Origin of the sequence: Sphingosinithalassobacter sp. CS137 (genome assembly GCF_014334115.1) — a bacterium.
Taxonomy (GTDB): domain Bacteria; phylum Pseudomonadota; class Alphaproteobacteria; order Sphingomonadales; family Sphingomonadaceae; genus Sphingomonas.
This window is the reverse complement of record NZ_CP060494.1, coordinates 1096560-1122163: the sequence shown is the minus strand read 5'-3', so window position 1 is coordinate 1122163 and position 25604 is coordinate 1096560. Positions and strand designations below refer to the sequence as shown.

At 67.2% G+C, this 25604-nt stretch carries 30 protein-coding genes; 14 read left to right on the top strand and 16 right to left on the bottom strand.

What is annotated here, in order from left to right:
* Nucleotides 1-32: 32 nt before the first annotated feature.
* The 6 genes from H7V21_RS05370 to H7V21_RS05345 all read left to right on the top strand — a co-directional run bounded on the left by H7V21_RS05370 (nt 33) and on the right by H7V21_RS05345 (nt 4652).
* Nucleotides 33-620, top strand: a complete 588-nt coding sequence (locus H7V21_RS05370; protein WP_188055828.1) for a hypothetical protein — start codon at nt 33-35, stop codon at nt 618-620.
* A 52-nt stretch (nt 621-672) separates the two neighbouring features.
* Nucleotides 673-2229 carry a glutamine-hydrolyzing GMP synthase gene (gene guaA / locus H7V21_RS05365; RefSeq protein ID WP_188055827.1) on the top strand — a complete coding sequence of 519 codons (1557 nt, stop codon included), beginning with the start codon at nt 673-675 and terminating at the stop codon, nt 2227-2229.
* Between the two features lie 224 nt (nt 2230-2453).
* Nucleotides 2454-3080 (top strand): hypothetical protein, encoded by a 627-nt coding sequence (locus tag H7V21_RS05360; RefSeq protein ID WP_188055826.1) that lies wholly within the window; start codon nt 2454-2456, stop codon nt 3078-3080.
* A gap of 10 nt (nt 3081-3090) precedes the next feature.
* Nucleotides 3091-3438 (top strand): ArsC family reductase, encoded by a 348-nt coding sequence (locus tag H7V21_RS05355; protein ID WP_188055825.1) that lies wholly within the window; start codon nt 3091-3093, stop codon nt 3436-3438.
* A gap of 89 nt (nt 3439-3527) precedes the next feature.
* The gene (locus H7V21_RS05350; protein WP_188055824.1) at nt 3528-3956 is read left to right on the top strand and encodes a hypothetical protein; all 429 of its coding nucleotides are present in this window, start codon (nt 3528-3530) and stop codon (nt 3954-3956) included.
* Between the two features lie 24 nt (nt 3957-3980).
* Complete coding sequence (locus tag H7V21_RS05345; RefSeq protein WP_188055823.1) at nt 3981-4652, top strand: TIGR02466 family protein; 672 nt, start codon at nt 3981-3983, stop codon at nt 4650-4652.
* A 19-nt stretch (nt 4653-4671) separates the two neighbouring features.
* Here the strand turns inward: H7V21_RS05345 and H7V21_RS05340 are convergent, their stop codons facing one another.
* Entirely contained in the window at nt 4672-4884 is a 213-nt protein-coding gene (locus H7V21_RS05340) for a helix-turn-helix transcriptional regulator (protein ID WP_188055822.1), read from the bottom strand.
* Nucleotides 4877-5791, bottom strand: a complete 915-nt coding sequence (locus tag H7V21_RS05335; protein ID WP_188055821.1) for a hypothetical protein — start codon at nt 5789-5791, stop codon at nt 4877-4879. Before H7V21_RS05335 ends, H7V21_RS05340 begins: the two co-directional genes overlap by 8 nt.
* Before the next feature lie 122 nt (nt 5792-5913).
* Here H7V21_RS05335 and panB point away from each other — a divergent pair, with 122 nt between their 5' ends.
* The 6 genes from panB to H7V21_RS05305 all read left to right on the top strand — a co-directional run bounded on the left by panB (nt 5914) and on the right by H7V21_RS05305 (nt 11039).
* Nucleotides 5914-6771 (top strand): 3-methyl-2-oxobutanoate hydroxymethyltransferase, encoded by an 858-nt coding sequence (gene panB, locus H7V21_RS05330; protein WP_188055820.1) that lies wholly within the window; start codon nt 5914-5916, stop codon nt 6769-6771.
* A gap of 76 nt (nt 6772-6847) precedes the next feature.
* A complete protein-coding gene (locus tag H7V21_RS05325; protein ID WP_262504017.1) occupies nt 6848-7594 on the top strand; it encodes a tetratricopeptide repeat protein in 747 nt (248 codons plus the stop codon).
* Nucleotides 7591-8913, top strand: a complete 1323-nt coding sequence (locus H7V21_RS05320) for a PQQ-binding-like beta-propeller repeat protein (protein ID WP_188055819.1) — start codon at nt 7591-7593, stop codon at nt 8911-8913. Before H7V21_RS05325 ends, H7V21_RS05320 begins: the two co-directional genes overlap by 4 nt.
* 61 nt (nt 8914-8974) lie before the next feature.
* Nucleotides 8975-10342: a ribosome biogenesis GTPase Der gene (der, locus tag H7V21_RS05315; RefSeq protein WP_188055818.1), complete on the top strand. Its 1368-nt coding sequence runs from the start codon at nt 8975-8977 to the stop codon at nt 10340-10342.
* Nucleotides 10339-10545 (top strand): sulfurtransferase TusA family protein, encoded by a 207-nt coding sequence (locus H7V21_RS05310; RefSeq protein ID WP_188055817.1) that lies wholly within the window; start codon nt 10339-10341, stop codon nt 10543-10545. Before der ends, H7V21_RS05310 begins: the two co-directional genes overlap by 4 nt.
* Before the next feature lie 65 nt (nt 10546-10610).
* Nucleotides 10611-11039: an Hpt domain-containing protein gene (locus H7V21_RS05305; protein WP_188055816.1), complete on the top strand. Its 429-nt coding sequence runs from the start codon at nt 10611-10613 to the stop codon at nt 11037-11039.
* Between the two features lie 36 nt (nt 11040-11075).
* On the opposite strand, the gene bfr is transcribed toward H7V21_RS05305, so the two are convergent.
* From bfr to aroQ, 12 genes are all read right to left on the bottom strand, one after another.
* Entirely contained in the window at nt 11076-11561 is a 486-nt protein-coding gene (gene bfr / locus H7V21_RS05300; protein ID WP_188055815.1) for a bacterioferritin, read from the bottom strand.
* A gap of 109 nt (nt 11562-11670) precedes the next feature.
* Nucleotides 11671-11841 carry a bacterioferritin-associated ferredoxin gene (locus H7V21_RS05295; protein WP_188055814.1) on the bottom strand — a complete coding sequence of 57 codons (171 nt, stop codon included), beginning with the start codon at nt 11839-11841 and terminating at the stop codon, nt 11671-11673.
* 56 nt (nt 11842-11897) lie between these two features.
* Nucleotides 11898-13187 (bottom strand): DUF418 domain-containing protein, encoded by a 1290-nt coding sequence (locus H7V21_RS05290; RefSeq protein ID WP_188055813.1) that lies wholly within the window; start codon nt 13185-13187, stop codon nt 11898-11900.
* A 61-nt stretch (nt 13188-13248) separates the two neighbouring features.
* Nucleotides 13249-13923, bottom strand: a complete 675-nt coding sequence (locus H7V21_RS05285) for a nitroreductase family protein (RefSeq protein WP_188055812.1) — start codon at nt 13921-13923, stop codon at nt 13249-13251.
* A 45-nt stretch (nt 13924-13968) separates the two neighbouring features.
* The gene (locus H7V21_RS05280) at nt 13969-14367 is read right to left on the bottom strand and encodes a DUF3052 family protein (protein WP_188055811.1); all 399 of its coding nucleotides are present in this window, start codon (nt 14365-14367) and stop codon (nt 13969-13971) included.
* A 91-nt stretch (nt 14368-14458) separates the two neighbouring features.
* Nucleotides 14459-16675 carry a phosphoribosylformylglycinamidine synthase subunit PurL gene (purL, locus tag H7V21_RS05275; RefSeq protein ID WP_188055810.1) on the bottom strand — a complete coding sequence of 739 codons (2217 nt, stop codon included), beginning with the start codon at nt 16673-16675 and terminating at the stop codon, nt 14459-14461.
* 61 nt (nt 16676-16736) lie between these two features.
* Nucleotides 16737-18281 (bottom strand): phospholipase D-like domain-containing protein, encoded by a 1545-nt coding sequence (locus tag H7V21_RS05270; RefSeq protein ID WP_188056375.1) that lies wholly within the window; start codon nt 18279-18281, stop codon nt 16737-16739.
* 201 nt (nt 18282-18482) lie between these two features.
* Nucleotides 18483-18821: an arsenate reductase family protein gene (locus H7V21_RS05265; protein WP_188055809.1), complete on the bottom strand. Its 339-nt coding sequence runs from the start codon at nt 18819-18821 to the stop codon at nt 18483-18485.
* The gene (locus tag H7V21_RS05260) at nt 18818-19474 is read right to left on the bottom strand and encodes a hypothetical protein (protein ID WP_188055808.1); all 657 of its coding nucleotides are present in this window, start codon (nt 19472-19474) and stop codon (nt 18818-18820) included. The genes H7V21_RS05265 and H7V21_RS05260 overlap by 4 nt, the downstream gene beginning before the upstream one ends.
* A 24-nt stretch (nt 19475-19498) precedes the next feature.
* On the bottom strand, nt 19499-20851 hold the full coding sequence (gene accC / locus H7V21_RS05255; protein ID WP_188055807.1) for an acetyl-CoA carboxylase biotin carboxylase subunit: 1353 nt from the start codon (nt 20849-20851) through the stop codon (nt 19499-19501).
* Nucleotides 20852-20855: 4 nt separating this feature from the next.
* Nucleotides 20856-21338, bottom strand: coding sequence for an acetyl-CoA carboxylase biotin carboxyl carrier protein (gene accB, locus H7V21_RS05250; RefSeq protein ID WP_188055806.1), 483 nt, complete (start codon nt 21336-21338; stop codon nt 20856-20858).
* A 36-nt stretch (nt 21339-21374) separates the two neighbouring features.
* Nucleotides 21375-21809 carry a type II 3-dehydroquinate dehydratase gene (aroQ, locus tag H7V21_RS05245; RefSeq protein WP_188055805.1) on the bottom strand — a complete coding sequence of 145 codons (435 nt, stop codon included), beginning with the start codon at nt 21807-21809 and terminating at the stop codon, nt 21375-21377.
* Nucleotides 21810-21951: 142 nt separating this feature from the next.
* Between aroQ and thiS the strand changes: the two genes are divergently transcribed.
* Nucleotides 21952-22956 (top strand): sulfur carrier protein ThiS, encoded by a 1005-nt coding sequence (gene thiS, locus H7V21_RS05240; protein WP_188055804.1) that lies wholly within the window; start codon nt 21952-21954, stop codon nt 22954-22956.
* On the opposite strand, the gene H7V21_RS05235 is transcribed toward thiS, so the two are convergent.
* Entirely contained in the window at nt 22953-23549 is a 597-nt protein-coding gene (locus tag H7V21_RS05235; RefSeq protein ID WP_188055803.1) for a class I SAM-dependent methyltransferase, read from the bottom strand. The two genes, thiS and H7V21_RS05235, sit on opposite strands and share 4 nt — an antisense overlap.
* A gap of 91 nt (nt 23550-23640) precedes the next feature.
* On the opposite strand from H7V21_RS05235, the gene H7V21_RS05230 reads away from it, so the two are divergent.
* Nucleotides 23641-23811 carry a CsbD family protein gene (locus H7V21_RS05230; protein ID WP_188055802.1) on the top strand — a complete coding sequence of 57 codons (171 nt, stop codon included), beginning with the start codon at nt 23641-23643 and terminating at the stop codon, nt 23809-23811.
* Between the two features lie 96 nt (nt 23812-23907).
* Here H7V21_RS05230 and H7V21_RS05225 read toward each other — a convergent pair whose 3' ends face one another.
* Complete coding sequence (locus H7V21_RS05225) at nt 23908-25572, bottom strand: thiamine pyrophosphate-binding protein (RefSeq protein WP_188055801.1); 1665 nt, start codon at nt 25570-25572, stop codon at nt 23908-23910.
* Nucleotides 25573-25604: the final 32 nt, after the last annotated feature.

The following is a 25604-nucleotide window of genomic DNA, read 5'->3' as shown; positions in this document are numbered from 1 at the left end:
AACGCGAGCCGTTTCCGTCCGTTTGGCGGCGCATGAATCTGCATCTTCCCGCATGCGCCGCCGCCGCCCTCCTGCTGGCGCTGGCCGGCTGTTCCGAAGAAAATACCGTCGCCGTCGATGACACGGCAGTCGCGACGATGAACGAGACTGTGCTGGTCGACCAGCCGGTGCCGCTGCCCGCGGACGAGATGGAGCCCGCAGAGGCGCCGGTCGGCACCGGCAGTGCCACACAGGGAGGCGACGGTTCGCCGCTGGTGCTCGCGCCGCTCGCGCCGGAGGACGGCGCCGATCTCGAGGGCGAACTCGCCTGCAGCTTCGCGCCGGAACGCGGCGGAACGCCGGTGCTGCTCGGCAAGGGCACGGTCGGCGTCGCAGAGCGGCCGCAGGCGGTGGTCCGGCTGGGGGATACGCCGCAGCGGCTCATCGGCGCCGAGGACGGCGGATTCGGCTATCTCACGCGCGGCGGCCGCTATTCGGGCCGCGGTCTCACCGTCACCATCACCCGTGACAGCGAGATCAGCACCGGCCACGAAGGCTCGCTCCACGGCGCCACGCTGCTCGCCCAGCGCGGCGACGGGGCGGAGCGCAGCTGGGAAGGCTTCTGGACCTGCGGCCCCTAAAGGTAGCGCGTCGGCTCTTCCCCCCGCGCCTTCATCTGCTATCTGCGCAGCGATGACGCAGCATTCCGAATCCGTCCTGATCATCGACTTCGGCAGCCAGGTGACTCAGCTCATCGCGCGGCGGGTCCGCGAGGCGGGGGTCTATAGCGAAATCGCGCCGTTCACGGCGGCCGAAGACGCGTTCCGGCGGATGCAGCCGCAAGGCGTGATACTCTCGGGCAGCCCGGCTTCGGTGCTCGATACCGAAAGCCCGCGCGTGCCGCAGGCGATCTTCGATTCCGGCGTGCCGATCCTCGGCATCTGCTACGGCCAGCAGGTGCTGATGCAGCAGCTGGGCGGCGAGGTGCAGCTGGGCGATTCGGGCGAATTCGGGCTCGCCTTCATCGAGATTCAGGACAGTTGCGTGCTCTTCGACGGCGTCTGGCAGGAAGGCGAGAGCCATCAGGTCTGGATGAGCCATGGCGACAAGGTGACCGAGCTTGCGCCCGGCTTCCGCCCGGTCGCCACCAGCCCCGGCTCGCCCTTCGCCGTCGTGGCCGACGATGCCCGCCGCTACTACGCGACTCAGTTCCATATGGAGGTGGTGCACACCCCCGACGGCGCCAAGCTGCTCGCCAATTTCGTGCGCCACGTCTGCGGGCTCGGCGGCGAGTGGACCATGGCCGAGTTCCGCGACGCCAAGATCGCCGAGATCCGCGAGCAGGTCGGTGATGGCAAGGTGATCTGCGGCCTTTCGGGCGGAGTCGACAGCGCGGTGGCCGCGGTGCTGATTCACGAGGCGATCGGCGACCAGCTGACCTGCGTGTTCGTCGATCACGGGCTGATGCGCGCGGGCGAGGCCGAGCAGGTGGTGAGCCTGTTCAAGGGCGCCTACAACATTCCGCTCGTCCATGTGAACGCCGAGACGCTGTTCCTGAACGGCCTGGCGGGAGTCACCGATCCCGAAGCCAAGCGCAAGTTCATCGGCAAGACCTTCATCGACGTGTTCGAGGAGGAAGCGCGCAAGATCGGCGGCGCCGAGTTCCTGGCGCAGGGGACGCTCTATCCCGACGTGATCGAAAGCGTCTCGTTCACCGGCGGGCCGTCGGTGACGATCAAGAGCCATCACAATGTGGGCGGCCTGCCCGAGCGGATGAACATGAAGCTCGTCGAGCCGCTGCGCGAGCTGTTCAAGGACGAAGTGCGCGTCCTCGGTCGCGAGCTCGGACTGCCCGAGGCATTCGTCGGGCGGCATCCGTTCCCCGGCCCGGGCCTGGCGATCCGCATTCCCGGCGAAGTCACCAAGGAACGCTGCGACATTCTGCGCAAGGCCGACGCCATCTATCTCGAGGAGATCCGCAACGCCGGGCTCTACGACGCGATCTGGCAGGCGTTCGCGGTGCTGCTGCCGGTTCGCACCGTCGGCGTGATGGGCGACGGGCGGACCTATGATTCTGTGCTGGCGCTGCGCGCAGTGACGTCGACCGACGGCATGACGGCGGCGGTGTTCCCGTTCCCGGGCGATTTCCTGTCGCGGGTGGCAACGCGCATCGTGAACGAGGTTCGCGGCGTCAATCGCGTGGTATATGACTATACCTCAAAGCCACCCGGCACGATCGAGTGGGAGTGAACCGGAATTAGCGGGCATCCGGGGGATGTCCGCCCGGTTCACTCGGCGCCGCAAGGCGCCGCGGACGGAATTAGCGGGCATCCGGGGGATGTCCGCCCGGTTCACTCGGCGCCGCAAGGCGCCGCGGACGGAGTCAGCGGGCATCCGGGGGAGTCCGCCCGGTTCACTCGGCGCCGCAAGGCGCGGCTGAAGGGCGTAGAGGGCACGACGAGGGGGGGTAGACGATGCTGCGTGGAAAGTTGTTGGTGGCGTTCGCAGTCGCGGTTCTGGCCGGCGGCTGTCAGGAAGGTGGGTCCGACACCGTCGAGACCACGGTCGATAGCAACGGCGGCGCGACCGTGGCCGAGCCAACGGCGGCTTCCAGCAATCTGACGATGGTCGACCGGCGCCAGCCGCCGGCGCTGAACATCGCTCCCGACGGCATTTCGCTGATCGACGTGAACAGCGGCTCGGCGCGCCAGATCACTTTCGGCCGTCCGCGCGACGAAGCGGTCGATGCGGCACGTGCGGCGCTCGGCGCGCCCGAGGGCGAAGCCGAGATGGCCGAATGCGGCGCGGGGCCGATGACGATGGTCGAGTTCGAAGGCGGGCTCACCTTCAACATCATGGACGGCAATTTCGTCGGCTGGAGCCTCGATGGCGTCCAGCAGGGCAGCATCACCACCACCAGCGGCATCGGCCTGGGCTCGACTCGCGCACAGCTCGAGAACGCCTATGCGGTCGAGATGGTCGAGGAAAGCACGCTCGGGCACGAGTTCACTGCCGGCGCGATGTCGGGTCTGCTGACCTCGCCCGAACCCGATGGCAAGATCACCGACCTCTGGGCGGGCACAAGCTGCGTCTTCCGCTGAGCGGCACGGTATGACGACGACGCTCTACGGCATCCGCAACTGCGACACGGTGAAGAAGGCACGGGCGTGGCTCGATGCGAACGGCGTCGCCCATGACTTCCACGACTTCAAGACGCAGGGGCTCGATCCGGCTCGGCTCGCGCATTGGGTCGAGGCGGTCGGCTGGGAAGCGCTCCTCAACCGTTCGGGCACGACCTTCCGGAAACTGTCGGACGCGGAGAAGCAAGACCTCGACTCGGACAAGGCAATGGCGCTGATGCTGGCGCAGCCGTCGATGGTGAAGCGGCCGGTGGTGGAGTATCCGGGGGGGTTGCTGGTCGGCTTCGCGGCGGACCGGTACGCAGCGGCGTTGCGCTGATTCGCGCCAAACCCCCACGCCATGGCTGATTCGTCCTAAATAGGTTAGGAATCCTCCGGCTAGCCGAGGATCCACCGGGGGAGAAACGCATGGCAGCATATATCCGGCAGCGCCCGCCGCGCTGGTTTTGGCTGACGGGGTTGGCAGCGACATTGTGGGGGCTGCTGGGCGTGTTCGCCTTCCTGCTGTACGCCGCCTATGGCGCGATCCTGTTTCCCGCGCCCGCCGATCCGTTTTCCGATGCGCTGCCGACGTGGTTCGGTATCGTCTATGCCTGCACCGCGGGCAGCGCGCTGCTCGGCGGAATCGCGCTCATGACGCGTTCGGCGCTTGCGCGACTGTTGTTTCTCGCCTCGCTCGCCTTTCTGCTCGTTCAGTCGGCCTATCTGCTTCTGGGTACGCCGGTGGTGCCCCAGTTCGGCTGGTCGACTCTGCTGGTCCCGCTCCTGCTGATCGCGGTTGCGGGGGGCGAGATCTGGTTCGCCGATTATGCGCGCAGGCATGGCTGGATTTGCTGACTTCAGCCGCGTAACCGCGCGCGCATGACCGACGCCTCCAATCCCGGTTTCGATTCGATCCGCGTCCGCGCGGAGCAGATCGGCCTGTTCGAAACGCCTGTTCTGCATGGCAGGCTCGCGGGCTCCGAGGCGCTCACCGAAGCGCTCGAGGCGGTGATCCGGCAGCGCCGGGCGCAGGATGCGGACGGGCTGAACCGTTCGAACGTGGGCGGCTGGCATTCGAACACCGACATGCTCGATTGGGGCGGCCCCGCCGCGACGAAGCTCGCGGAAATGGCGATCCGCACGGCGAAGCGGCTCTCCCATTTCGATCAGCGCGATGCTGACAGCATCGACTGGTCGGTGCGGATGTGGGCGAATGTCTCGCCCGCCGGTGCCGTCAACATGAGCCATGCGCATCCGGGCGTGCTGTGGGCCGCGGTCTATTATGTCGCGACCGGGGGAGCGCCGGGCGAGGATGTGGGCGGCGAACTCTATTTCGAGGATCCGCGCTTTCCGGTGCCGTTCATGACCTTTCCCGGCTTCCGCATGGTCGGGCTGGACGGCAAGCCGCAGCCGGTCGAGCGGCGGCTGCGCACCCAGCCGGGCGATCTCGTCCTCTTCCCCGCGTGGCTGCGTCATGGCGTGCGTCCGCACAGCGGCAGCGGCGATCGCATCTCGATCGCGATGAATCTCTACGGAAAGGAGAGGGGCTGAGCGCGGCCGGAGCCGCGGCTCATTCCTCCCAGCGAAACACTTCCTCGAGCGGCTTGCCGAACACCTGGGCGATGCGGAATGCCGCTTCCAGGCTCGGCGAATATTTGCCGGCCTCGATCGCGGCGACCGTCTGGCGCGTCATCCCGATCTTCTCGCCGAGCTCCGCCTGGGTCATTTCGCCGGAGAGAAAGCGCAAGGTCCGGATGTCGTTCGAGATCGGAACCTTAGCCATTCCATGCGCCCCGATATCCGGCGATGACGACGGCGCAGCTCACCGTTTCGGCGAGGACGATCCCGAACAGAGCGGCGTTGGCGACTTCCCAGCCGGCCGATCCGCTGAGCGGCATCACGACCGCCACCAGGATCATCGCGACGAGCAGCGTGCCATAGGCTGCCGCCATTCCGCGCTGCGCGATGCGCCGGTCGCGCTCGTCGGCGGGTGCGCGCGCATCGAGGGGGGTTGCGGTCGCGGCGACCCAGCGACCGCCGAACTGGATCGCGACACGCGCTACGGTGGCGATCGCGAACCACAGTACGAAGCGCAGCGAGTCTTCGGTGCCCGGGGCCGCCGTGTGGACCATCCAGAAATAGCCGCCGTAAGCGGTCGCCATCGCGGCGAGGGTGATCCAGGCTTCCTTCTCGCGAAAGGGCAGGTCTGCCGTGCGGTCCACCTCAGCTCTCCCGGCGATAGCGAGCGATCTGCCAGGCCGCGTGGACCAGTTCCCCGCGACGAGCGCCAGCAGCATCGAATTGCCGATCACGACTGCCACGATCATCCCTGGCTCGGCGCCTTCCAGGATCGCCGGGGCTGCGTGCACCAGCACCGGCGTTGCCAGCATCGCCAGCGTGATGAGCATCGCCACCACCAGATAGGCGGGGCGATAGGCGCTCAGGTTGATCTCGCGCTCGCGCGCGTCGGGCGCCGCATTCGCCTCCCTGGGGCTGGCGATCGCCAGCACGATGCTCGCGACGACATGGATCACCACCACCAGCACGACCGAGCGGATGAATCCGCCGAAGCTCGCCTCGGCATCGATACGCCGCGCGAGCAGCCCGGCGATCAGATCGCCGAAATAGCTGCCCCACACCAGCAGCAGCGCCGCGGCCGAAACCCACAGCACCTTCTCCCTGAACGCCATTCCTGCCTCCATGCAAAGTGTATTCGGCACGATGTAAAAGAAATATAACATCGAGTCAAACGTGGCGTACACGGCGCTGGAGTTTGCTGGCGGGGCTGTGCGGGCGGCGCTATGCACCCGGCATGTCCACCTACACGCTCGACACTGCCACCAGCCGCGCCAATCCCACGCCTGCGCCGATGAAGCGGCTTACCGTGCCCGCCATTCAGAAGCGCAAGGGCGGCGAGCCGATCGTCATGCTGACGGCCTACACCACGCGCATGGCGCAGCTGCTCGACCCGCACTGCGACCTGCTGCTCGTCGGCGACAGCCTGGGGCAGGTGATCTACGGCCTCCCGTCGACGCTGCCGGTCACGCTCGACATGATGTGTGCGCATGGCGCAGCGGTGGTGCGCGGCAGCTACCATTCGGTGGTGATCGTCGACATGCCGTTCGGCAGCTATGAGGAGAGCCCGGAGGCGGCATTCCGCTCGGCCTCGCGCGTCATGGCGGAAACCGGAGCCGCCGGCGTGAAGCTGGAAGGCGGCGAGGCAATGGCCGAGACGATCGCCTTCCTTTCGGCGCGCGGCATTCCGGTGATGGGTCATGTCGGCCTGACGCCGCAGGCAGTGAACGCGCTCGGCGGCTATGGCGCGCGCGGGCGCAGCAATGCCGAGCACGACAAGATCATCTCCGATGCCCGTGCGGTGGATCAGGCCGGCGCCTTTGCGGTGGTGGTGGAGGGTGTCGTGGAGCCGCTGGCGCGCACCATCACCGGCGAAGTCGGCTGCCCGGTGATCGGCATCGGCGCCTCGGCCGAATGCGACGGCCAGGTTCTCGTCACCGAGGACATGCTCGGCCTGTTCGAGCGGACGCCGCGATTCGTGAAGAAATTCGACGACATGGCCGGCCGCATTTCCGCCGCGGTCGCCACCTATGCCGCCGACGTTCGCGCACGGTCCTTTCCGGGCGCGGAACAAGTCTATGCGCCGCGCGACTGAGCGGTTAGGGAGCGGCTTTCGCATGCGCCGCGGCACCGCTAAGGTCCGCGGCCGCGACTGACCGATGGAGTAGTTCTTGGCGACGCCACCCCCGGAAAATCAGGCCTTCCTTCGTGAAGTCGACGAGGAGTACCGGCGCGACCAGCTGATGCGATTCTGGCGGCGCTGGGGCCGCTGGCTCGTAGCCGGCGTCGTAGTGGTGCTGCTCGGCCTCGCGCTGTGGCTCTATCTGAGCCATCGCGACACCCGCTCCGCCGAGCTGCAGGGCGAACGGTTCGACACTGCGCTGCACGACCTTGCCGAGGACAAGGTCGACAGCGCGCAGGCGGTCTTTATCGAGCTGAGCGAGAGCGATCGCGCCGGCTATGCCGCGATGTCGCGCTTCTCCGAGGCCAATATCGCGCTCGCCAACGACAATCTGGCCGAAGCCGCCGCCACGTTCGGCGCGATCGCGAACGACGAATCGCTGCCCGAACCGTTTCGCAATCTGGCGCTCGTGCGCCAGACGCTCGCCGAATATGAGCAGATGGAGCCGGCTGCGGTGATCGAGCGGCTGGGGCCGCTCGCCAATCCGGACAGCCCCTTCTTCGGCACTGCCGGCGAAATGGTCGCCGCCGCCTATCTGAAGCAGGGCAAGCGCCAGGAGGCTGGCGAGCTCTATGGCCAGATCGCGCGCACCGAATCGGTGCCGAGCAGTGTCCGCCAGCGCGCCGTGCAAATCGCCGGGGTGCTCGGCGTGGATACCAGCGAGACGCTCGACGGCGAGAGCACCGAATCGAGCGAAGCAACGAACGAACAGACCGAGGAAGCCAGCAACCAATGAAACAGCTCGCGCGCGTGACTCTCGCCATTGCCGCGCTGGGCGCGCTTGGCGGGTGCGGCATCTTCAAGGGTGGCGATCGCAACACGCCGATCGTCGGCCAGCGGGTTCCGATTCTGGTCGCTGAAAATGACGTCACGGCAGATCCGACGCTCGCGAATGTCGATGTGCTGCTGCCGGCGGCGGTCGCGAACAGCGGCTGGAGCCAGCCGGGCGGCAATGCCTCGAAATCGATGGGGCATCTTGCGCTCGGACAGAATCTCTCGCGCGCTTGGGAAGCCCGCATCCCGGGTGGATCGACGCGCGCACGGCTCGCTGCCGCGCCGGTAGTGGCCGAAAACCGGCTGTTCGCCGTCGGTGTCGAAGGGCAGGTCCATGCCTTCGCGGCAGACACGGGTGCATCGCTCTGGACCACGCAGACCGCCGAGGGCGAAGCCAATCGCCGTGCCCGCTTCGGCGGCGGCGCCAGCGTCGAATCGGGGCGCGTCTATGCCACCAACGGCCTTGGCGACGTGGTCGCGCTCGATGCGGCGACGGGCAATCTCGTCTGGCGCGTCCGACCCGGCGGCCCGCTGCGCGGCGCGCCGACCGTGGCGAACGGCAACGTCTATGTCGTCTCGCAGGACAATCAGCTCTTCGCGCTCAACCAGCAGACCGGCGAAGTGGTGTGGACCGAAACGGCCAGCATCGAATCGCAAGGCGTCTTCGGCTCGGCTGCGCCCGCCGCGGCGCAGGGCACGGTGATCGCCGGCTTCTCGTCGGGCGAGCTCAACGCCTATCGTTACGAAAATGGCCTGTCGCTGTGGAACGACACCCTCTCGCGGACGAGCATTTCCACGTCGGTCTCGTCGCTTTCGGATATCGACGCCGAGCCGGTGATCGATCAGGGCCGCGTCTATGCGGTTGGTCAGGGCGGCCGCATGGTCGCGATCGAGATCGGCAGCGGCCGTCGCCTGTGGGAACAGAATGTCGCCGGCATCTCGACCCCGTGGGTCGTGGGGGAGTGGATCTTCGTCGTCACCGACGATGCGCGGCTTGTCGCGATCTCGCGCGGCAGCGGCCGGATTCGCTGGATCGAGCAGCTGCGCCGCTGGCGCGACGAGGACGACGCCAAGGGTGCGGTGAACTGGACCGGTCCGGTCCTCGCCGGCGGTCGACTGGTGCTGGTCAACACGCTCGGCCAGATCGTCTCGGTCTCGCCTGCCGACGGCAGCATCCAGTCCACCATCGAAACCGATCAGGAGTTCACGCTTCCGCCGGTCGTCGCCAACAACATGCTGTACGTGCTCGCCGACAACGGCCGGCTCCTCGCGTATCGCTGAGCCTCTTCTCCGATCGGGAGAAGGAGGCGGCGGGGCGCGGGATCGCATCGGAAGAGATCAAGTGCCCCAACCCACCGTAGCAATCATCGGCCGACCCAATGTCGGCAAGTCGACGTTATTCAACCGGCTGGTCGGCAAACGGCTCGCGCTGGTCGACGACCGCCCGGGCGTCACGCGCGACCGGCGCGAAGGCGATGCGCATCTGCTCGGCCTCGAATTCCGCGTCATCGACACTGCCGGCTATGAGGATGAGGACCCCGTCAGCCTGCCGGGCCGGATGCGCGCGCAGACCGAGGCCGCGGTGCGCGAGGCCGATGTCGCGCTGTTCCTGGTCGATGCCCGCGCCGGCCTGACGCCGCTCGACGAGGAGATCGCCCGCTGGCTGCGCAGCGCCGATACTCCGGTCGTTCTCGTCGCCAACAAGGCCGAAGGGCGTGCCGGCGAAGCCGGGGCGATCGAGGCGATGGCGCTGGGGTTCGGCGATCCGATCCTGTTCTCTGCGGAACATGGCGAAGGCGTCGTCGATCTGTTCGAGGCGCTCCTGCCCTTTGTGGAAAAGCCCGAAGGCGAGGCCGAGGAGGATCCCGACGCTCCCGATGCCCCGCTCAAGCTGGCAATCGTCGGCCGGCCGAACGCGGGCAAGTCCACGCTCATCAACAAGCTGCTGGGGCAGGATCGGCTGATCACCGGGCCCGAGGCGGGGATCACGCGCGATTCGATCGCGATCGACTGGCTGTGGCCCGATCCGGAGGGCGAACCGCGCCGCGTCCGGCTGATCGACACCGCCGGGATGCGCAAGCGCGCTCGGGTGCAGGACAAGCTGGAGAAGCTCTCGGTCGCCGATGCGCTGCGCGCGATCGATTTCGCCGAAGTGGTGGTGCTGCTGCTCGATGCGACCAAGGGCCTCGAAGTGCAGGATCTGAAGATCGCCGACAATGTGCTCCAGGAAGGACGCGCGCTGATCCTCGCGATCAACAAATGGGACGTCGCGCAGGACCAGAGCCGGCTGTTCAACGGCATCAAGGCAGCGCTCGAGGAGGGGCTGGCGCAGGCCCGCGGCGTGCCGCTGCTCACTGTCTCGGCCTATAACGGCAAGGGCCTCGACACGCTGATGAAGGTGGCGTTCGAAACGCGCGAGGCGTGGAGCCGCCGCGTATCGACCGGCGCGCTCAACCGCTGGTTCGAACGCGCGCTCGAAGCCAATCCGCCTCCCGCGCCGGGCGGCAAGCGGATCAAACCGCGCTATGTCACTCAGGTGAAGACGCGGCCGCCCAGCTTCGTGCTGTTCGGCACGCGCGTCGATCTGCTGCCCGAAAGCTATCGCCGCTATCTGGTGAACGGCCTGCGCCGCGAATTCGATTTCGGCGCGGTGCCGGTCCGGCTGACGCTGCGCGCGCCGAAGAACCCGTTCGACCGCGATCGCGAATGACGCTGGTCGACGCGCGCGGCATGCGCTGCCCCTGGCCGGCGATCCGTTTGGCCAAGGCACTGCGCGAGCGCGGCGGCGGACCGATCGAGGTTCTGGCCGACGATCCCGCCGCCGCCGCCGAGCTGGAGCGCGTGGCACGCGCGGCGGGCGCACGTCTCGAGACGGCCGAAGCCGGCAGGTTTCGCGTCGAGCGCGGCGCCTGAAGCAACCATCCGTTTACCGGCCCCGACTATTGCTGACCGACCGAAAGAGATGCGGAGCTGTACTCATGGCCGTCACGCCGGATCAGGGATCGCTGGTGAACTGGGACTCCTTTTCGCAGGCGCGGGCGGAACTGGGAGCCAATTTCGTGCGGATCCTCGGCTATTTTCGTGAGGACGGCATCAGGTCGGTTACGCAGATCGAAGAGGCGATGCGCGCGCAAAGCGCGACGGCAATGGTGATTCCCGCGCACACGCTGAAGGGCGAAGCCTATCAGTTCGGCGCCGAGCCGCTGGCGGATCTTGCCGAGGAAATCGAGGTCACCGCGCGCACCTGCGTCGAACGGCATGAGACGCCGAGCGACGCGCTGGAACATGTCGTCCGGCTGCGCCCGTTGTTCGAAGCCACGCTTGCGCTTCTGGAGCGGGAAGCAACTCCGCTGGTGGAGCGCCGCGCTGCATTCGGGCGGCGTCCGACAGTCACCGGCGGCTGCTGAAGCCGCCGCCGGGCGGGAAGGGGCGCGGCGCCGCTCTCAGTCGTCGTCGCCCTCGGCCTTGCTGTTGAGCTGGATATAATTCTGCAGGCCCATGCGCTCGATCATGTCGAACTGCCGTTCGAGCGTATCGACATGCTCTTCCTCGCTTTCGAGGATTTCGACGAACAGCTCGCGGCTCACATAGTCGCGCACCTGCTCGCAATGCTCGATCGCGTCCTTCAGAAGCGGCAGCGCTTCCATCTCCAGCGCCAGATCGGCCTTGAGGACCTCCTCGACATTTTCGCCGATGCGCAGCCGGCCGAGCAGCTGGAAATTGGGTAGCCCGTCGAGGAACAGGATGCGCTCCGCCAGCTTGTCGGCGTGCTTCATCTCGTCGATCGATTCGTGGCGCTCGAGCTCGGCCAGCCGCCGCACGCCCCAATTGTCGAGCAGCCGATAATGCAGCCAATATTGGTTGATCGCGGTCAGCTCGTTCTTGAGCGCCTCGTTCAGATAGTCGATGACCTTCGCGTCACCCTTCATCGTCCGGTCCCTTGTCCAATGCGAAACACGGACGGGACTCTACGCGCTTCGAGCGCAGATGGACAGGGTGAAAACCTAGGAAATCCGCCGTTTTTCGCTGCTGCGAACGCTACGCAGCAGCACGTTCCGAGGCGATGATCTCGCGCGCGAACGGGACGCACTGGCCGCACTTGGCCTGGCGGCCGAGCGCACGATAGGCCTGGCAGGCGCTGGTCGCGCCGCTGCGCGCAGCCTCGCGCACGTCATTTTCCCGTATTGCATTGCAAACGCAGACGACCATTGCACCCTCACACTCTCTTTCGCCTTTGTAGGGCTAATGAGAGTGATTCGCAACGTCTATTGCGTCGCGCTCGCAACGCGTCCGGCGGCCGGATCGTGGCGGAGCGCGCTTCCGCGGAGCGGCTGGAGCCGCGCGCGCGACAGCGAGCGCCACAGCCATTCGAAGGGGCCATAGCGAAACCGCTCGAGCCACGGCTTCGACCACAGCAGCATCAGCAGCCAGACGACCGCGACGACGACGTAGATCTCGGCGCGCGAGAGATAGCCGAACCAGCCCAGGCCATAGCCGTAGAAGAAGGTGGTGCAGAGGATCGTGGTCATCAGATAGTTGGTGAATGCCATCCGGCCGGCGGCGGCGATCCGCTGCGTCAGCCAGCCGTCGCGCATCAGCAGGATGATCAGCGCCGCCCAGCCCAGGATCATGACCGGCCGGAACAGCGTCGGAAGCGCCATCACGGCGACCGTGACCGAGAACATGCTGAAATCCTGATCGACCATGTACCAGCCGAGCATGGCATAGGCGGGAATACCGATGCCGAAGCCGATCGCCACCCATTTCCAATAGCTCGAGCGGGCCCAGGCCCCCGAAAGCATGCCGGTTTTGAATGCCGCCATGCCGAACAGCATATAGGCCAGCGTCTCCGCGCCCATCACGAACAGCGCGTTGATCGGGCCGAGCGCGAAGAGTTCGAATCGGTTCGCGAGGATCGCACCATAGCTGCCGCGATAGAGCGCGAGTTGTTCGTTGATAGCGTCGGCGGGGGGGACGCCGAACCCTTCGCGCAATGCCCGGAGGCCCTCGGCGGCGGCCGCCATGTCGCCTCCGGTGAACGCGCCGGATTTATATCCCTGGACCGAAAGCGGGATCAGGGCGACGATCAGGCATTGCACCAGCAGCAGCAGCACGCCGACGATGATCAGCCGGCTCACCCGCAGCTTGCGGAAGAACCAGAGCAGCAGCCCGACCAGCGCGTAGAGCGCCAGGATGTCGCCCCACCAGAGCAGGTACAGGTGCGCCAGCCCGAACAGCAGCAGCCAGAACATGCGCGAATAATGCACGCGGGCCGGGTTCACCTCGCGCGCCGTCGCGCGCTCGATCACCAGCAGAGTCGATGCGCCGAACAGGAAGGAGAAAAGCCCCCGCATCTTTCCGTCGAAGAGGACGAAATTGATCAGATAGGCCCACAGGTCCGCACCGGTCGTTCCCCCGAAAGCGGCGGGGTTCATATAGGCTGCCATCGGCATCGAGAAGGCGACGATGTTCATCGTCAGAATGCCCATCACGGCGACGCCGCGAACCACGTCGAGCGACTGGATGCGGCGCAGCGGCGGCGCGGTGGTTGCCATGATGTAGATCCCCCTGTGTTGCATTACTGCTACACCAGGGAAAGCGGAATGGCCAGTGCGTTCAGATCCAGCTGGTGATCTGCTCGAGCGGCTTCTTGCGCAGGGCATGGGCGGGCACTGTGGCATCGGCCGCGGCATGGCCGGCGACGATGATCATCACGGGCTTCTCCTGGTCCGGGCGGGCGCACACACGATTGAGAAAGCGCATCGGATTGGGCGTGTGCGTCAGCGTCGCCAGCCCCGCCTGGTGCAACGTCGCGAGCAGCAGCCCGCAGGCGATGCCGACGCTTTCCATGACGTAGTAATTCTGCAGGTCGTCACCCGGCACGGGGCCGCCGCGGCGCTGCGCGAACGCCACGATCAGCCAGGGCGCGTCCTCCAGATACGGTTTCTGCGCATCGGTGCCGAGCGGTCGCAGCGCCTGCAGCCAATGATTGCCTGCGCGCCCCGAATAGAATTGGCGCTCTTCCTCCTCGGCCGCGACTCGGATCGTCGCCTTGGTTTCCGGGCACGAGATCGCGGCGAAGTGCCAGGGCTGATGGTTGGCGCCGCTGGGCGCGGTTCCCGCCGTGCGGATCGCGACTTCGATCACGTCGCGGGGCACCGGCCGCTTGCTGAAGGCGCGGCAGCTGCGCCGCGTGCGCATCATTTCGTAGAATGCCTGTGCATGGCTTGCGCGGTCGGCGTCGCTCCGCTCGGGCGCGTGCTGCCAGGGAAGCATCTCATGTTCCTGCATTGGCGGCTTCCTAAACGATCCTGCGGCGCCGAGCGATGACGTCGATCAGCCGAGTGCCCGCTGCAGCACGAATTTCAGCGCGTTCCAGTCACCGTTGATCGTGCAGGACTGCGTCTCGGTCAGGCCCAGCGGTCGCGCGACGTCGCGCACGGCATCTTCGTCGAGTTCGGCGCCCGCTGCGCGCGGCCAGGCCGCCCAGACGAAACCCTTCGACTGGAGAAGCGGGGCGACCGCCTTCAGCTGCCGCTCGAGCCGCGCGCGCTCGGTGACGAACAGGACGGCGCATTGCAGCCCATCCGAAGCAGCCGCCTGTTCCTCGGCGCCGATCGCGTCGGGTTCCAGTGCGGCGCGGATGTCGGCGGGCATGTCGTGGAACCACACGCGCATGCCGCGCACGATCCCCAGCTTCTGTGCAAGCGGGGTGCCGGAAGGAGCTGCCGTCATGATCGCGATCGCCTCGGTCTGCTGACTGGGGCCACCGGCATAACCGGTCGGGCGCCGGGTTCAAGTCCGGCAAGCGCCGGCCGCGCCACGCTCAGCTGACGATTTCGCCTTGCATCAGCTTGGGGAAAAAGCCCTCGTGCGCAGTACGGAGCGTTTCGAGCGGCACCACCCAGTCGCCTTCCTCCAGCTCGAACACCAGCCGGTCGCGGATCGTGCGGCCCAGCAGGTCGACGACCACATCGGCCTTCTCCGCCGCCGCCATCAGCTCGGCGCAGGCCGAATCGTCGACGGTGGCGACATAGACGCCCTGGTCCTCGCCGAAGAAGCTGCCGGCGATGCCGAACGGCTGCGGCTCGTTGACGAGCGCGCCGATCCCGGACGCGAGCGCCATTTCCGCCACTGCGACGGCCAGCCCGCCGTCGGACACGTCATGAACCGCGCTCAGCCAGCCGTTGGTGATCGCCAGCCGCACGAAATCGCCCGCGCGCCGCTCGGCGGCCAGATCGACCGGCGGCGGCGGCCCTTCCTCGCGGCCGTGGATCTCGCGCAGCCACAGCGACTGCCCCAGATGGCCCATCCGGTCGCCGATCACGACGATCGCGTCGCCGGTGCCCTTGAAGCCGATCGTGCAGCTCTTGCGCCAGTCCTTGAGCAGGCCGATCGCGCCGATCGCGGGGGTGGGCAGGATCGCCGATCCGCCGCCGGTCGCCTTGGATTCGTTGTAGAGGCTCACATTGCCGCTCACGATCGGGAAATCGAGCGCGCGGCAGGCGTCGCCCATTCCTTCGAGGCAGCCGACGAACTGGCCCATGATCTCGGGCCGCTGCGGGTTCGCGAAGTTGAGGCAGTTGGTGACGGCGAGCGGAGTCGCGCCCACGGCCGAAAGGTTTCGCCACGCCTCGGCGATGGCCTGGCGGCCGCCCTCCACCGGATCGGCGTAGCAATAGCGCGGTGTGCAGTCGGTCGTCATCGCCAGCGCCTTTTCGGTGCCGTGGACGCGCACGACCGCCGCATCGCCGCCGGGGCGCTGCACGGTGTCCGCGCCGACCATATGGTCGTACTGCTCCCAGATCCAGCGCCGGCTGGCGAGATCGGGCGATCCCATCAGCTTCACCAGATCGGCGGCGATATCTTGGCTCTCCGGCACGTCGCCGAGCGGCGCAGGCGAGGCGGGTACGCTGTGCGACCGGTCATAGAGCGGCGCTTCGTCCGCCAGCGGCGCGAGCGGAATGTCGGCGACGGTATCGCCCTTCCACTTCAGGATCATGCGGCCGGTGTCGGTGACGCGGCCGATCACCGCGAAGTCGAGTTCCCATTTGCGGAAGATCGCCTCGGCCTCGGCCTCGCGGCCCGGCTTGAGCACCATCAGCATCCGCTCCTGCGATTCGCTGAGCATCATCTCATAGGGCGTCATGCCTTCTTCGCGCTGGGGCACGTCGTCCATGATCAGCTCGATGCCGACGCCGCCCTTCGACGCCATCTCGACCGAGGAGGAAGTGAGGCCCGCCGCGCCCATATCCTGGATCGCGACGATCGCGTCGGACGCCATCAGCTCGAGGCACGCCTCGATCAGCAGCTTCTCGGTGAACGGATCGCCGACCTGCACCGTGGGGCGCTTCTCCTCGCTGTCCTCGCCGAAATCGGCCGAGGCCATGGTCGCGCCATGAATGCCGTCGCGCCCGGTCTTGGAGCCCACATAGACGATCGGATTGCCCACGCCCGAGGCGGCCGAATAGAAGATCTTGTCGGTGTCGGCGATGCCTACGGTCATCGCGTTGACCAGGATGTTGCCGTCATAGGCCGGGTGGAAATTCACTTCGCCGCCCACGGTCGGCACGCCGACGCAATTGCCATAGCCGCCGATGCCGTGGACCACGCCCGAGATCAGGTGCCGCATCTTGGGATGGTCGGGTCGGCCGAAGCGCAGCGCATTGAGGTTGGCGATCGGCCGCGCGCCCATGGTGAACACGTCGCGCAGGATGCCGCCCACGCCGGTCGCCGCGCCCTGATAGGGCTCGATGTAGCTCGGGTGGTTGTGGCTCTCCATCTTGAAGATCGCCGCCTGGCCGTCGCCGATGTCGACCACGCCCGCATTCTCGCCCGGCCCGCAGATCACCTGCGGCCCCTCGGTCGGCAGCTTCTTCAAATGGATGCGGCTCGACTTGTACGAGCAATGCTCGGACCACATGACCGAGAAGATGCCGAGTTCGGTCAGGTTCGGCTCGCGCCCCATGGCGGCGAGCACGCGCGCATATTCCTCGGGTGATAGGCCGTGTTCGGCGACGGTTTCGGGCGTGATCTCGGTCATGCCGCGCGCTTTAGCCGGGGCGGGGGCGGGAGGCTAGAGGACTGCCGCGTCGCGCGCGGCTTCAGCGTCGCCGCGCCAGCGTCCAGGCGCCCGCGGCGACGGCGGCTCCCAGCGCGGTCGCGCCTGCCACGATCTGCCAGGGCGGGCGTGAGGAAACCGCGTCGCGCGCGGGATCGAGCCGACGCAGCAGCCCGCGATTGCACAGCGGCTCGAATTCCTCTTCGGGCCCTTCGGGATCGAGGATCTCGTTGTCGGCGAGCCATTCCTCGACTCCGTTCAGGTCGGGCGTCTCGTACAGTCGCAGCGTCTTGTCGCGCGTGTCGCGCAGCGATTCGATCGTCGCGATCAGCGAACCGGTTTCCTCGAGCCGCTCGGCGATCAGGTCCGGCGACACGTCGAGATGCTCGCCCAAAAGGCCGTTGCGGATGCCGGCGATCGTCGCCTCTTCGTCCGCATTGCCGGGCAGTCCCGCGTCGATCGTCACGTCGCATTCGGTGTCGAGCCGCATCGAGCGATTGTTGAAGTTCGATGATCCCACGCGCAGCACGCAATCGTCGATCACCGTCACCTTGGCGTGGACATAGATCGGCTGCCCGCCGGCGGTGTACGGATGATAGAGGCGGAAGCGGCCGTGCGTATCGCAGCGGCGGATCGTTTCGATCAGCCGGGCGCGCGCCGTGTCCATCGCGATCGGCTCGAGCCAGCCGGCCGCGCTCACCGGATTGAGCACCACGATCTCGGGCCCGTCGGGCTCCTGCAGCCGCCGCACGATCGTCTCGGCGATCTTCCGCGAGGCGAAATACTGGCTCTCGGCATAGATCCATTTCTTCGCCCGGGCGATCAGATCGAGGTAGAGCTGCTCGATCTCGCGCACCGGCTCTTCGCCGGTCATCGTCGGATGGGTGCGCGAAATCGCCACCGTCGCGTCGGTGAAGCCGACCTCGAGGCCTTCGGGCCAGCATTCCTCCGCCGGCTCGGGCGCCGCGATCGGCTTGCCCCCGGCATGGCGCCACCGCTCGCGGCACAAATGCCCCAGATCGCGCGCCACCGGCCCCTGCAGCGCCGTGGTCGCGTCGTGCCACGGCCCGTGCGGCGTGCCGTTCGGGCGTACGCGCTCGGGCTCGTCGTCGCGATGCCCGCGCGTGTCCCAGCGGTCGCGCGTCATGTCGATCCCGCCGCAGAAGGCGAGGCAATCGTCGACCACCACGATCTTCTGGTGATGCGATCCGCCGGGGGGATGAAAATGGTCGAGCTTGGGATGGATCTTGCGGTCGACGGTCCAGCGGAACAGCCGCGCCAACGTCCGCCCGTGCACGAACATGCCCAGCGCGCCCACGTCCCAGCGCAGGATGAAGATGTCGAGCTCGGGCTTCTGCTGCACCAGCCACGACAGGAATTCGCCGACCTTGGCCGGCGCTTCGGGATGGTCGTCGGGATCGTGGGTAAGCGGGATGCGCGCATCGAAATCCCAGCCGATCAGCAGGATCTGGCGCTTGGCCTGCAGCATCGCCGATCGCGCCGCGCGGAAATAATTGTCCGCATCGACGATCACCGTCGCCTTCGTGGCGGTGCTCATCCGCCAGCAGTTGCGGCCGAGCTCGAGCATCTGGTCAGGCGAATCGTTCACGGCTTGGTTTTGACGCATCCTTCCCCCGCTTGGCTAGGGTGTGCCGACCCGCGGCGCACGTAACGCATGTGAAACCAGACGGCGCGGGGAAAGCTCCCACGCAATGTGCAGGCTGCGATTTCTACGGGCTTCAGCAGGACGTCACCCACGCGATGGAATGAAGCGCCGTCGCGGGAAGCGTCACAGAATCTCGCGGATGCGCTCCGGCGGCCGACCCAGCCGCACGCCTTTCTCGGTTTCGACCAGCGGGCGCTCGATCAGGATCGGATTCGCCGCCATCGCGTCGAGAATCGCCGCATCCTCGGCGCCCTTGAGCGGCCTGGCGCCGTCCTCGGCCTTGCGCAGTCCCTCTGCGGGCGACAGCCCGGCGCGCGCATAGAGCTTCGCCAGCTTCTCCGTGCTCGGCGGGGTCTTGAGATATTCGACCACATCCACTTCGATGCCCGGCGTGCCGTTCAGGATCGCCAGTGCCTCGCGCGACTTGGAGCAACGGGGATTGTGATAGATGGTTGCTTTCATGGCTTCCTCGTCCGGTTACGGGCGACGCCCCAGGCGAGCGCCGCGAACAGCAGATAGGCCGCAAGCGCCGTCAGCGGCAGCGCCACGGCCACTTCGGCAGGCGGTGGTCCGAACCAGTTGAGCAACTGAACGGCCAGCAGTACTGCGGCCAGCGCCACCAGCAGCCGCTTGCCGCCAAGCGAGAGCGCTGCCGTCCGGTGCGCGTACCAGAGCAGCGCGCCCAGCGTCAGCCCAAGTTCGAGCGGGATGGCGATGGCCGGATGATTCCAGAGACCCAGCCCCAGTCGCGGCGGTGCGCCCCAGAGTGTCAGATCGGGGGCATGGACCAGCAGGTCGAGCAGCCAGTGCGACAGCACGACCGCGCCCGCGATCAGTCCTGCCGCCCTGTCGCGCGCGACTCGGCCCACGATCAGCGCGAACCCCGCCGCCCAGGCGAGCGTGCCGATCAGGCTGTGCGTCCAGGGCATGTGATAAAGGTCGAGCGGGTTCATCGCCGTGATGCCCGGCTCCACGCGCAGATGCTCGACGTCTGCGAGCACCAGCGCGAAGAAGCCGATATCGACGAGCTGGGCCGCCACGAACAGCGTTCCGAGCCGCGGCGCGCGCGGGAGAGTTGCGGCGATCAGCGCAGGAGCGTAATGGCCGATGAACATGCGTGTTGCCGCTCCATCTTCCGTTCAGCCGGAATCGCGCGCGAGCCACTCCTCCAGCCACTTGATCGTATAGTCGCCCGACTGGAATTCGGGATCGTCGAGCAACGCCTGGTGGAGCGGAATGGTCGTCTTGACCCCCTCCACCACGAATTCCTCCAGCGCGCGCCGCAGCCGCATCAGGCAGCCTTCGCGCGTGCGGCCATAGACGATCAGCTTGGCGATCATGCTGTCGTAATAGGGCGGGATCTTGTAACCCGAATAGATGCCGCTATCGACGCGGACGTGCATCCCGCCGGGCGCATGAAAGTGCGTGATCTTGCCCGGCGAGGGCGTGAAGTTGCGCGGATCCTCGGCGTTGATCCGGCATTCGATCGCATGGCCGCGGAATTCGATCTCGTCCTGCCGCACCGACAGCGGCTCGCCTTCGGCGACCCGGATCTGCTCGCGCACCAGGTCGAGCCCGGTGATCATCTCGGTCACCGGATGCTCCACCTGAAGGCGGGTGTTCATCTCGATGAAATAGAATTCGCCCGCTTCCCACAGAAACTCGATCGTGCCCGCGCCGCGATAGCCCATGTCGGCCATCGCCTTGGCGACCACGCCGCCCATCCGGCTGCGCTCCTCGGCGCTGATGACGGGCGAGGGGGCTTCCTCGAGCACTTTCTGGTGGCGGCGCTGGAGCGAGCAGTCGCGCTCGCCCAGATGGATCGCGTTGCCGTTGCCGTCGCCGAACACCTGAAACTCGATGTGGCGCGGATTGCCGAGGTACTTTTCCAGGTAGACGGTGGCGTCGCCGAACGCCGCCTTCGCCTCGCTGCCCGCCTGCTGCATCAGCGTTTCGAGCTGGTCCTCGGACGTGCAGACCTTCATGCCGCGTCCGCCGCCGCCCGACGCCGCCTTGATGATGACGGGATAGCCGGCGCGGTTCGCGATCTCCTTGGCTTCCGCCAGGTCGCTGATCGGACCGTCCGAGCCGGGGACGAGCGGCAGGCCCAGCGCGCCCGCGGTGCGCTTCGCCTCGATCTTGTCGCCCATCGTCCGGATATGCTCGGGCTTGGGGCCGACGAACAGCAGCCCGTGCGCCTCGACGATCTCGGCGAAGCGCGCATTTTCGGAAAGGAAGCCATAGCCCGGGTGGATCGCGTCGGCGCCGCTGATCTCCGCCGCCGAGATGATGTTGGCGATGTTGAGATAGCTTTCGCCGGCGGGCGGCGGGCCGATGCAGATCGCTTCGTCGGCCAGCCGCACGTGCATCGCGTCGGCGTCGGCGGTCGAGTGTACCGCCACTGTCTTGATGCCCATTTCGTGGCAGGCGCGGTGGATGCGCAGCGCGATCTCGCCGCGATTGGCGATCAGCAGCTTCTTGATCTGCGGCATCGCCTTACTCGACGACGACGAGCGGCTGGTCGAACTCGACCGGCTGGCCGTTCTCGACCAGCACCGCGCTCACCGTTCCCGAGGAGGGGGCGACGATCGGGTTCATCACCTTCATCGCTTCGACGATCAGCAGCGTGTCGCCGGCATTCACCTTCTGGCCCGCGCTGACGAACGGCTTGGCGCCCGGTTCGGCGGCCAGATACACGGTGCCCACCATCGGCGACTTCACGGCGTTGGCGTGGCTCGCAGGCGCGGGCGATCCCGTTTCGACCGGGGCCGGCGCGGCCGCCGGTGCCGCAGCGGGAGCCGGGGCGGGCGGCGCATAGTGCATCGCGGGCGCGGCCGTCACGGTGCGCGCGACGCGCACGCGGCGCTCGCCGTCCTCCACTTCGACTTCGGTGAGCTGCGTTTCGTCAAGGACTGCGGCAAGCTGGCGAACGAGCTCGATATCGACGCGCATTCCGCCGTGATCATGTTCTTTGGTCATGCGACCCTTCTCAGTTTCGCGAAAGCGCGCCTGTTGTCAGAAGCGCGCCGCGGCTTCAAGCGCCAGCAGATAGGATAAGGCGCCGAACCCGGCGATGGTTCCGCGCGCGGCACGACCGACGAAGCTCTCGTGGCGGAAGGTTTCGCGCGCCAAGGGATTGGAAAGATGGACTTCGATCACCGGAGTTCGGATCGATCGGATCGCATCGTGCAGCGCGACCGACGTGTGGGTGAAGGCGCCCGCGTTGAGCAGCACTGCCTTGGCATCCTGGGCCTGCGCTTCGTGCATCCAGTCGATCAGATGCCCCTCGTGGTTCGACTGGCGCATTTCGATGTCCAGCTCGAGGTCGCGCGCACGATCCTCGAGCATGCCGGCGATGTCGTCGAGTGTGTCGCTGCCATAGATGTCGGGCTCGCGCAGGCCGAGCAGGTTGAGGTTGGGGCCGTTCAGGACATAGACGGTCGCGGGCATCGGAGCTCTCGGTTGCGGGGCGGCGTGCCAGGCCTATATCGCGGGCAAGGGTTTCCTACCCGTTCGTGTCGAGCGAAGTCGAGACACGTTTCACTTGCGGCGCGTCCCTCGGCTTCGCTCGGGACGAACGGAGAAGAACAGCGTGCACAAGGACGGCACCGTCACCATCAACGTCAACGGCGAGCATCGCCGCGTCCCCGCGGGCATGACGATCGCCGATCTCGCGCGCGAGCTGGGGCTGGTGCCCGAGAAGGTGGCGGTCGAGCGCAACCTCGAGGTCGTCCCGCGTTCGACGCTGCACGAGGTTCGAGTCGAGGACGGCGACGAGCTCGAGATCGTCCATTTCGTCGGCGGCGGCGATCATGCCCGGCCGGTGGACGACGACAGCTGGATGGTCGCCGGCAAGACCTTCCGGTCGCGGCTCATCATCGGTACCGGCAAGTACAAGGATTTCGAGCAGAACGCCGCCGCGCTCGCGGCGTCGGGCGCGGAAATCGTCACTGTCGCCGTCCGTCGCGTGAACGTCAGCGATCCCAAGGCGCCGATGCTCACCGACTATATCGACCCGAAAAAGGTCACCTATCTTCCCAACACCGCCGGCTGCTTCACTGCCGACGAAGCGGTGCGCACGCTGCGCCTCGCGCGTGAGGCGGGCGGCTGGGATCTGGTGAAGCTCGAAGTGTTGGGCGAGGCGCGCACGCTCTATCCCGACATGCGCGAGACGCTGAAGGCGACCGAGACTTTGGTGGCCGAAGGGTTCAAGCCGATGGTCTATTGCGTCGACGATCCGATTGCCGCCAAGCAGCTCGAAGAGGCTGGCGCGGTGGCGATCATGCCGCTCGGCGCGCCGATCGGATCGGGGCTGGGCATCCAGAATCGCGTGACGATCCGGCTGATCGTCGAGGGTGCGAAGGTGCCGGTGCTCGTCGATGCCGGCGTCGGCACCGCGAGCGACGCGGCGGTGGCGATGGAGCTTGGCTGCGACGGCGTGCTGATGAACACCGCGATCGCCGAGGCGAAGGATCCGGTGGCGATGGCACGCGCGATGAAGCTTGCGGTGGAGAGCGGTCGGCTCGCCTATCGCGCCGGCCGGATGGGCAAGCGGCGCTATGCCGATCCGTCGAGCCCGCTTTCGGGGCTGATCTAGCGCTCCTTGCGGGTCAGCCAGACGCTGCGCCCGCCGCTCGCCTCGTCCTCGGGCGCATAGGCGATTTCCAGCAGCCCGGTCTCATCGAACAGCGCGCGATACTCCTCTGGCGCGAGGCTCGCGTGATACAGCGCGTCGCCGAACTGGCTGCCGATGCACTCGCTGCGCGCCGGCCCCGAATTGAACAGGAATACGCCGCCCGGCTCGAGCCAGCCTGCGATCCGCGTGATCATCGCCGCCTGGTCGTTCGGCGGCAGGTGAAAGAGGCTGTCCCACGCGAGCACCCCGTCGAATCCGCGGTCCATCGTCGCCGCGCGCATGTCGGTTCGCAGCCAGCGGTGGCGCGGGAAGCGCGTGCGCGCGAGCGCGATCATCCGCTCCGATACGTCCACCCCGGTCAGCTGGTGCCCGGCATCGATCATATAGCGGGCGACCGGCTCGCCCGCACCACAGCCCAGATCGAGGACATGGGCGTGGCGCGGCAGCGGCAGCAGGAACCGGTCGAGCCATTCTCGTTCCGGAAAGGCGCGTCGGCGTGCCCGATCGAAACGTTGGGCGTGCCGTTCATAATGTTCGGCAATCCGATCGGGCATCGCGGAACTCCGAACGGCTCGCAACCGTTGGTTTTGCGTACGGTATCAAAACGGGCGCACCGCGCCGGACCGCAGTCAGGAGTATGATTTGATGGGTGAACTCGGCGACAAGATCAAGGGCAATGCCAACGAGGCAGCCGGCAAGCTGAAGCAGGAAAGCAACAACCCGGAAACGCGCCAGGAAGGCGCGGCGCAGGAGATGAAGGGCAAGGGCCAGCAGGCCAGCGGCGAAGTGAAAGGCGCGCTCGGCGACGACATCTAAGTCGCTGTCTGGCACAGCCGAAGGGGCCGCTCGCGCAGTGCGCGGGCGGCCCTTTGCGCGTCCAAGCCACTTGCTCCGGGAGCGCGGGGCGCGCGCTCAGCCGCGGCTGCGGATTGCGGAGATCGTCGTCGCCGGCGTGATCGCCTCGACTTCGGTCTTGAGGTGGAGCAGCCGCACGCCTTTTCTAGCCAGCGCCTCGTCAAGCGCCGGCCCGAATTCCTCGGTCCGCTCCACCGTCGCCGCCCAGCCGCCATAGGCGCGGCCCAGCGCCGCGAAGTCGGGATTGCGCAGCGTCGTCCCGCTCAGCCGCGTCGGATATTCGCGCTCCTGGTGCATGCGGATCGTGCCATAGGCGCCATTGTCGACGACGATCACCAGCATGTCGGCGCCGTGCTGCACCGCCGTCGCCAGCTCCTGTCCGTTCATCAGAAAGTCGCCGTCGCCGGCGACCGCCACCACCGGCCGATCGTGCCGGCGCAGCGCCGCCGCAACCGCTGCAGGCACGCCATAGCCCATCGCGCCCGCGGTGGGCGCGAGCTGCGAGGGCTGCCCGCCATAGCGCCAGTAGCGGTGCCACCAGCCCGAGAAATTGCCCGCGCCGTTGCAGATGATCGCTTCGGGAATGCGCTCGCGCATCGCCAGAACGCATAGGCCGAGATCGAGCGTCACGCCCTCGCGCGGCTGCGGGGTGGACCATTCCAGCCACTCCGCATGCGCTTCCGCTCCCTCCGGGCGCGGCGTCTCGGGGATGGGGCCATACCAGTTCAGATCCTTGCAGAACTGATAGGGCGTCGCGCAGACCGCCGAATATTCCTCGACGCGATAGACGCGGTTGAGCTCGGTCGGATCCGGGTGGACGTGAAACAGGTGCTGCCCGGGGTGGTCCGGAGTGATCAGCGTATAGCCGTCGGTCGTCGCTTCGCCGAGCCGGGCGCCGACGACGATCAGCAGATCCGCGCGCCTGATCCGGTCGACCAGCTTCGGATTGGGCCCATAGCCCAGATTGCCCGCCCAGACCGGCGAGTCATTGTCGATCGCATCCTGTCGCCGGAACGCGCTGGCGACGGGAATGCCCCGGTCCGCCGCCCAGTCGCCGAAATATTTCCCCGCCAGCCAGTTCCAGCCCGCGCCGCCGACGATGGCGATGGGGGCGGCGGCACCGGCGATCAGCTCCTCGAGCGGTTCGATCACGTCCTCGCGCAGCACATGCTGCTGCACCGGCTCGATCTTGGGGCGGTCCACTGCCTCCACTACGTCGCAGAGCATGTCTTCGGGCAGCGCGATCACCACCGGGCCCGGGCGCCCGCTCACCGCCGTGTTCCAGGCGCGCGCGACATATTCGGGGATACGTGCGGCGTCGTCGATGCGCAGCGCCAGCTTGGCGAGCGGCGTGAACATCGCGACCAGATCGACTTCCTGGAAGCCCTCGCGGTCGCGCATGCCGCGATCGACGTCGCCGACGAAGAGCAGCATCGGGATCGAATCCTGCGTCGCGACGTGCACGCCGATGCTCGCATTGGTCGCGCCCGGCCCGCGCGTCACGAAGCATACGCCCGGCTGCCGCGTCATCGTGCCGTCGGCACATGCCATGAACGCCGCGCCGCCTTCCTGCCGACAGGTGACGAGATCCACCTCGGGCGTATCGTGCAGCGCGTCGAGCACTGCGAGGAAGCTCTCGCCGGGTACGTGGAAGATGCGGTCGCAGCCCTGCGCGACCAGATTGTCGACGAGGATCCTGCCCCCGGTTCGTTTCGCGGTCATGCCGCATCTCTAGACCGAGCGAAGCCGCGGGC

What these genes read in the sequence shown, in the direction of transcription:
- accC (WP_188055807.1), bottom strand. Translation starts at nt 20,851, where the DNA reads ATGCCGCAGATCAAGAAGCTGCTGATCGCCAATCGCGGCGAGATCGCG.
- purL (WP_188055810.1), bottom strand. Translation starts at nt 16,675, where the DNA reads ATGACCGAGATCACGCCCGAAACCGTCGCCGAACACGGCCTATCACCC.
- H7V21_RS05355 (WP_188055825.1), top strand. Translation starts at nt 3,091, where the DNA reads ATGACGACGACGCTCTACGGCATCCGCAACTGCGACACGGTGAAGAAG.
- H7V21_RS05295 (WP_188055814.1), bottom strand. Translation starts at nt 11,841, where the DNA reads ATGGTCGTCTGCGTTTGCAATGCAATACGGGAAAATGACGTGCGCGAG.
- H7V21_RS05320 (WP_188055819.1), top strand. Translation starts at nt 7,591, where the DNA reads ATGAAACAGCTCGCGCGCGTGACTCTCGCCATTGCCGCGCTGGGCGCG.
- aroQ (WP_188055805.1), bottom strand. Translation starts at nt 21,809, where the DNA reads ATGCCCGCGACCGTCTATGTCCTGAACGGCCCCAACCTCAACCTGCTC.
- H7V21_RS05350 (WP_188055824.1), top strand. Translation starts at nt 3,528, where the DNA reads ATGGCAGCATATATCCGGCAGCGCCCGCCGCGCTGGTTTTGGCTGACG.
- H7V21_RS05280 (WP_188055811.1), bottom strand. Translation starts at nt 14,367, where the DNA reads ATGACGGCAGCTCCTTCCGGCACCCCGCTTGCACAGAAGCTGGGGATC.
- H7V21_RS05290 (WP_188055813.1), bottom strand. Translation starts at nt 13,187, where the DNA reads ATGGCAACCACCGCGCCGCCGCTGCGCCGCATCCAGTCGCTCGACGTG.
- H7V21_RS05260 (WP_188055808.1), bottom strand. Translation starts at nt 19,474, where the DNA reads ATGTTCATCGGCCATTACGCTCCTGCGCTGATCGCCGCAACTCTCCCG.
- H7V21_RS05310 (WP_188055817.1), top strand. Translation starts at nt 10,339, where the DNA reads ATGACGCTGGTCGACGCGCGCGGCATGCGCTGCCCCTGGCCGGCGATC.
- H7V21_RS05235 (WP_188055803.1), bottom strand. Translation starts at nt 23,549, where the DNA reads ATGCCCGATCGGATTGCCGAACATTATGAACGGCACGCCCAACGTTTC.
- H7V21_RS05335 (WP_188055821.1), bottom strand. Translation starts at nt 5,791, where the DNA reads ATGGCGTTCAGGGAGAAGGTGCTGTGGGTTTCGGCCGCGGCGCTGCTG.
- H7V21_RS05305 (WP_188055816.1), top strand. Translation starts at nt 10,611, where the DNA reads ATGGCCGTCACGCCGGATCAGGGATCGCTGGTGAACTGGGACTCCTTT.
- bfr (WP_188055815.1), bottom strand. Translation starts at nt 11,561, where the DNA reads ATGAAGGGTGACGCGAAGGTCATCGACTATCTGAACGAGGCGCTCAAG.
- H7V21_RS05340 (WP_188055822.1), bottom strand. Translation starts at nt 4,884, where the DNA reads ATGGCTAAGGTTCCGATCTCGAACGACATCCGGACCTTGCGCTTTCTC.
- H7V21_RS05230 (WP_188055802.1), top strand. Translation starts at nt 23,641, where the DNA reads ATGGGTGAACTCGGCGACAAGATCAAGGGCAATGCCAACGAGGCAGCC.
- H7V21_RS05265 (WP_188055809.1), bottom strand. Translation starts at nt 18,821, where the DNA reads ATGAAAGCAACCATCTATCACAATCCCCGTTGCTCCAAGTCGCGCGAG.
- H7V21_RS05270 (WP_188056375.1), bottom strand. Translation starts at nt 18,281, where the DNA reads ATGCTCGAGCTCGGCCGCAACTGCTGGCGGATGAGCACCGCCACGAAG.
- H7V21_RS05225 (WP_188055801.1), bottom strand. Translation starts at nt 25,572, where the DNA reads ATGACCGCGAAACGAACCGGGGGCAGGATCCTCGTCGACAATCTGGTC.
- panB (WP_188055820.1), top strand. Translation starts at nt 5,914, where the DNA reads ATGTCCACCTACACGCTCGACACTGCCACCAGCCGCGCCAATCCCACG.
- H7V21_RS05345 (WP_188055823.1), top strand. Translation starts at nt 3,981, where the DNA reads ATGACCGACGCCTCCAATCCCGGTTTCGATTCGATCCGCGTCCGCGCG.
- guaA (WP_188055827.1), top strand. Translation starts at nt 673, where the DNA reads ATGACGCAGCATTCCGAATCCGTCCTGATCATCGACTTCGGCAGCCAG.
- H7V21_RS05370 (WP_188055828.1), top strand. Translation starts at nt 33, where the DNA reads ATGAATCTGCATCTTCCCGCATGCGCCGCCGCCGCCCTCCTGCTGGCG.
- H7V21_RS05285 (WP_188055812.1), bottom strand. Translation starts at nt 13,923, where the DNA reads ATGCAGGAACATGAGATGCTTCCCTGGCAGCACGCGCCCGAGCGGAGC.
- accB (WP_188055806.1), bottom strand. Translation starts at nt 21,338, where the DNA reads ATGACCAAAGAACATGATCACGGCGGAATGCGCGTCGATATCGAGCTC.
- H7V21_RS05360 (WP_188055826.1), top strand. Translation starts at nt 2,454, where the DNA reads ATGCTGCGTGGAAAGTTGTTGGTGGCGTTCGCAGTCGCGGTTCTGGCC.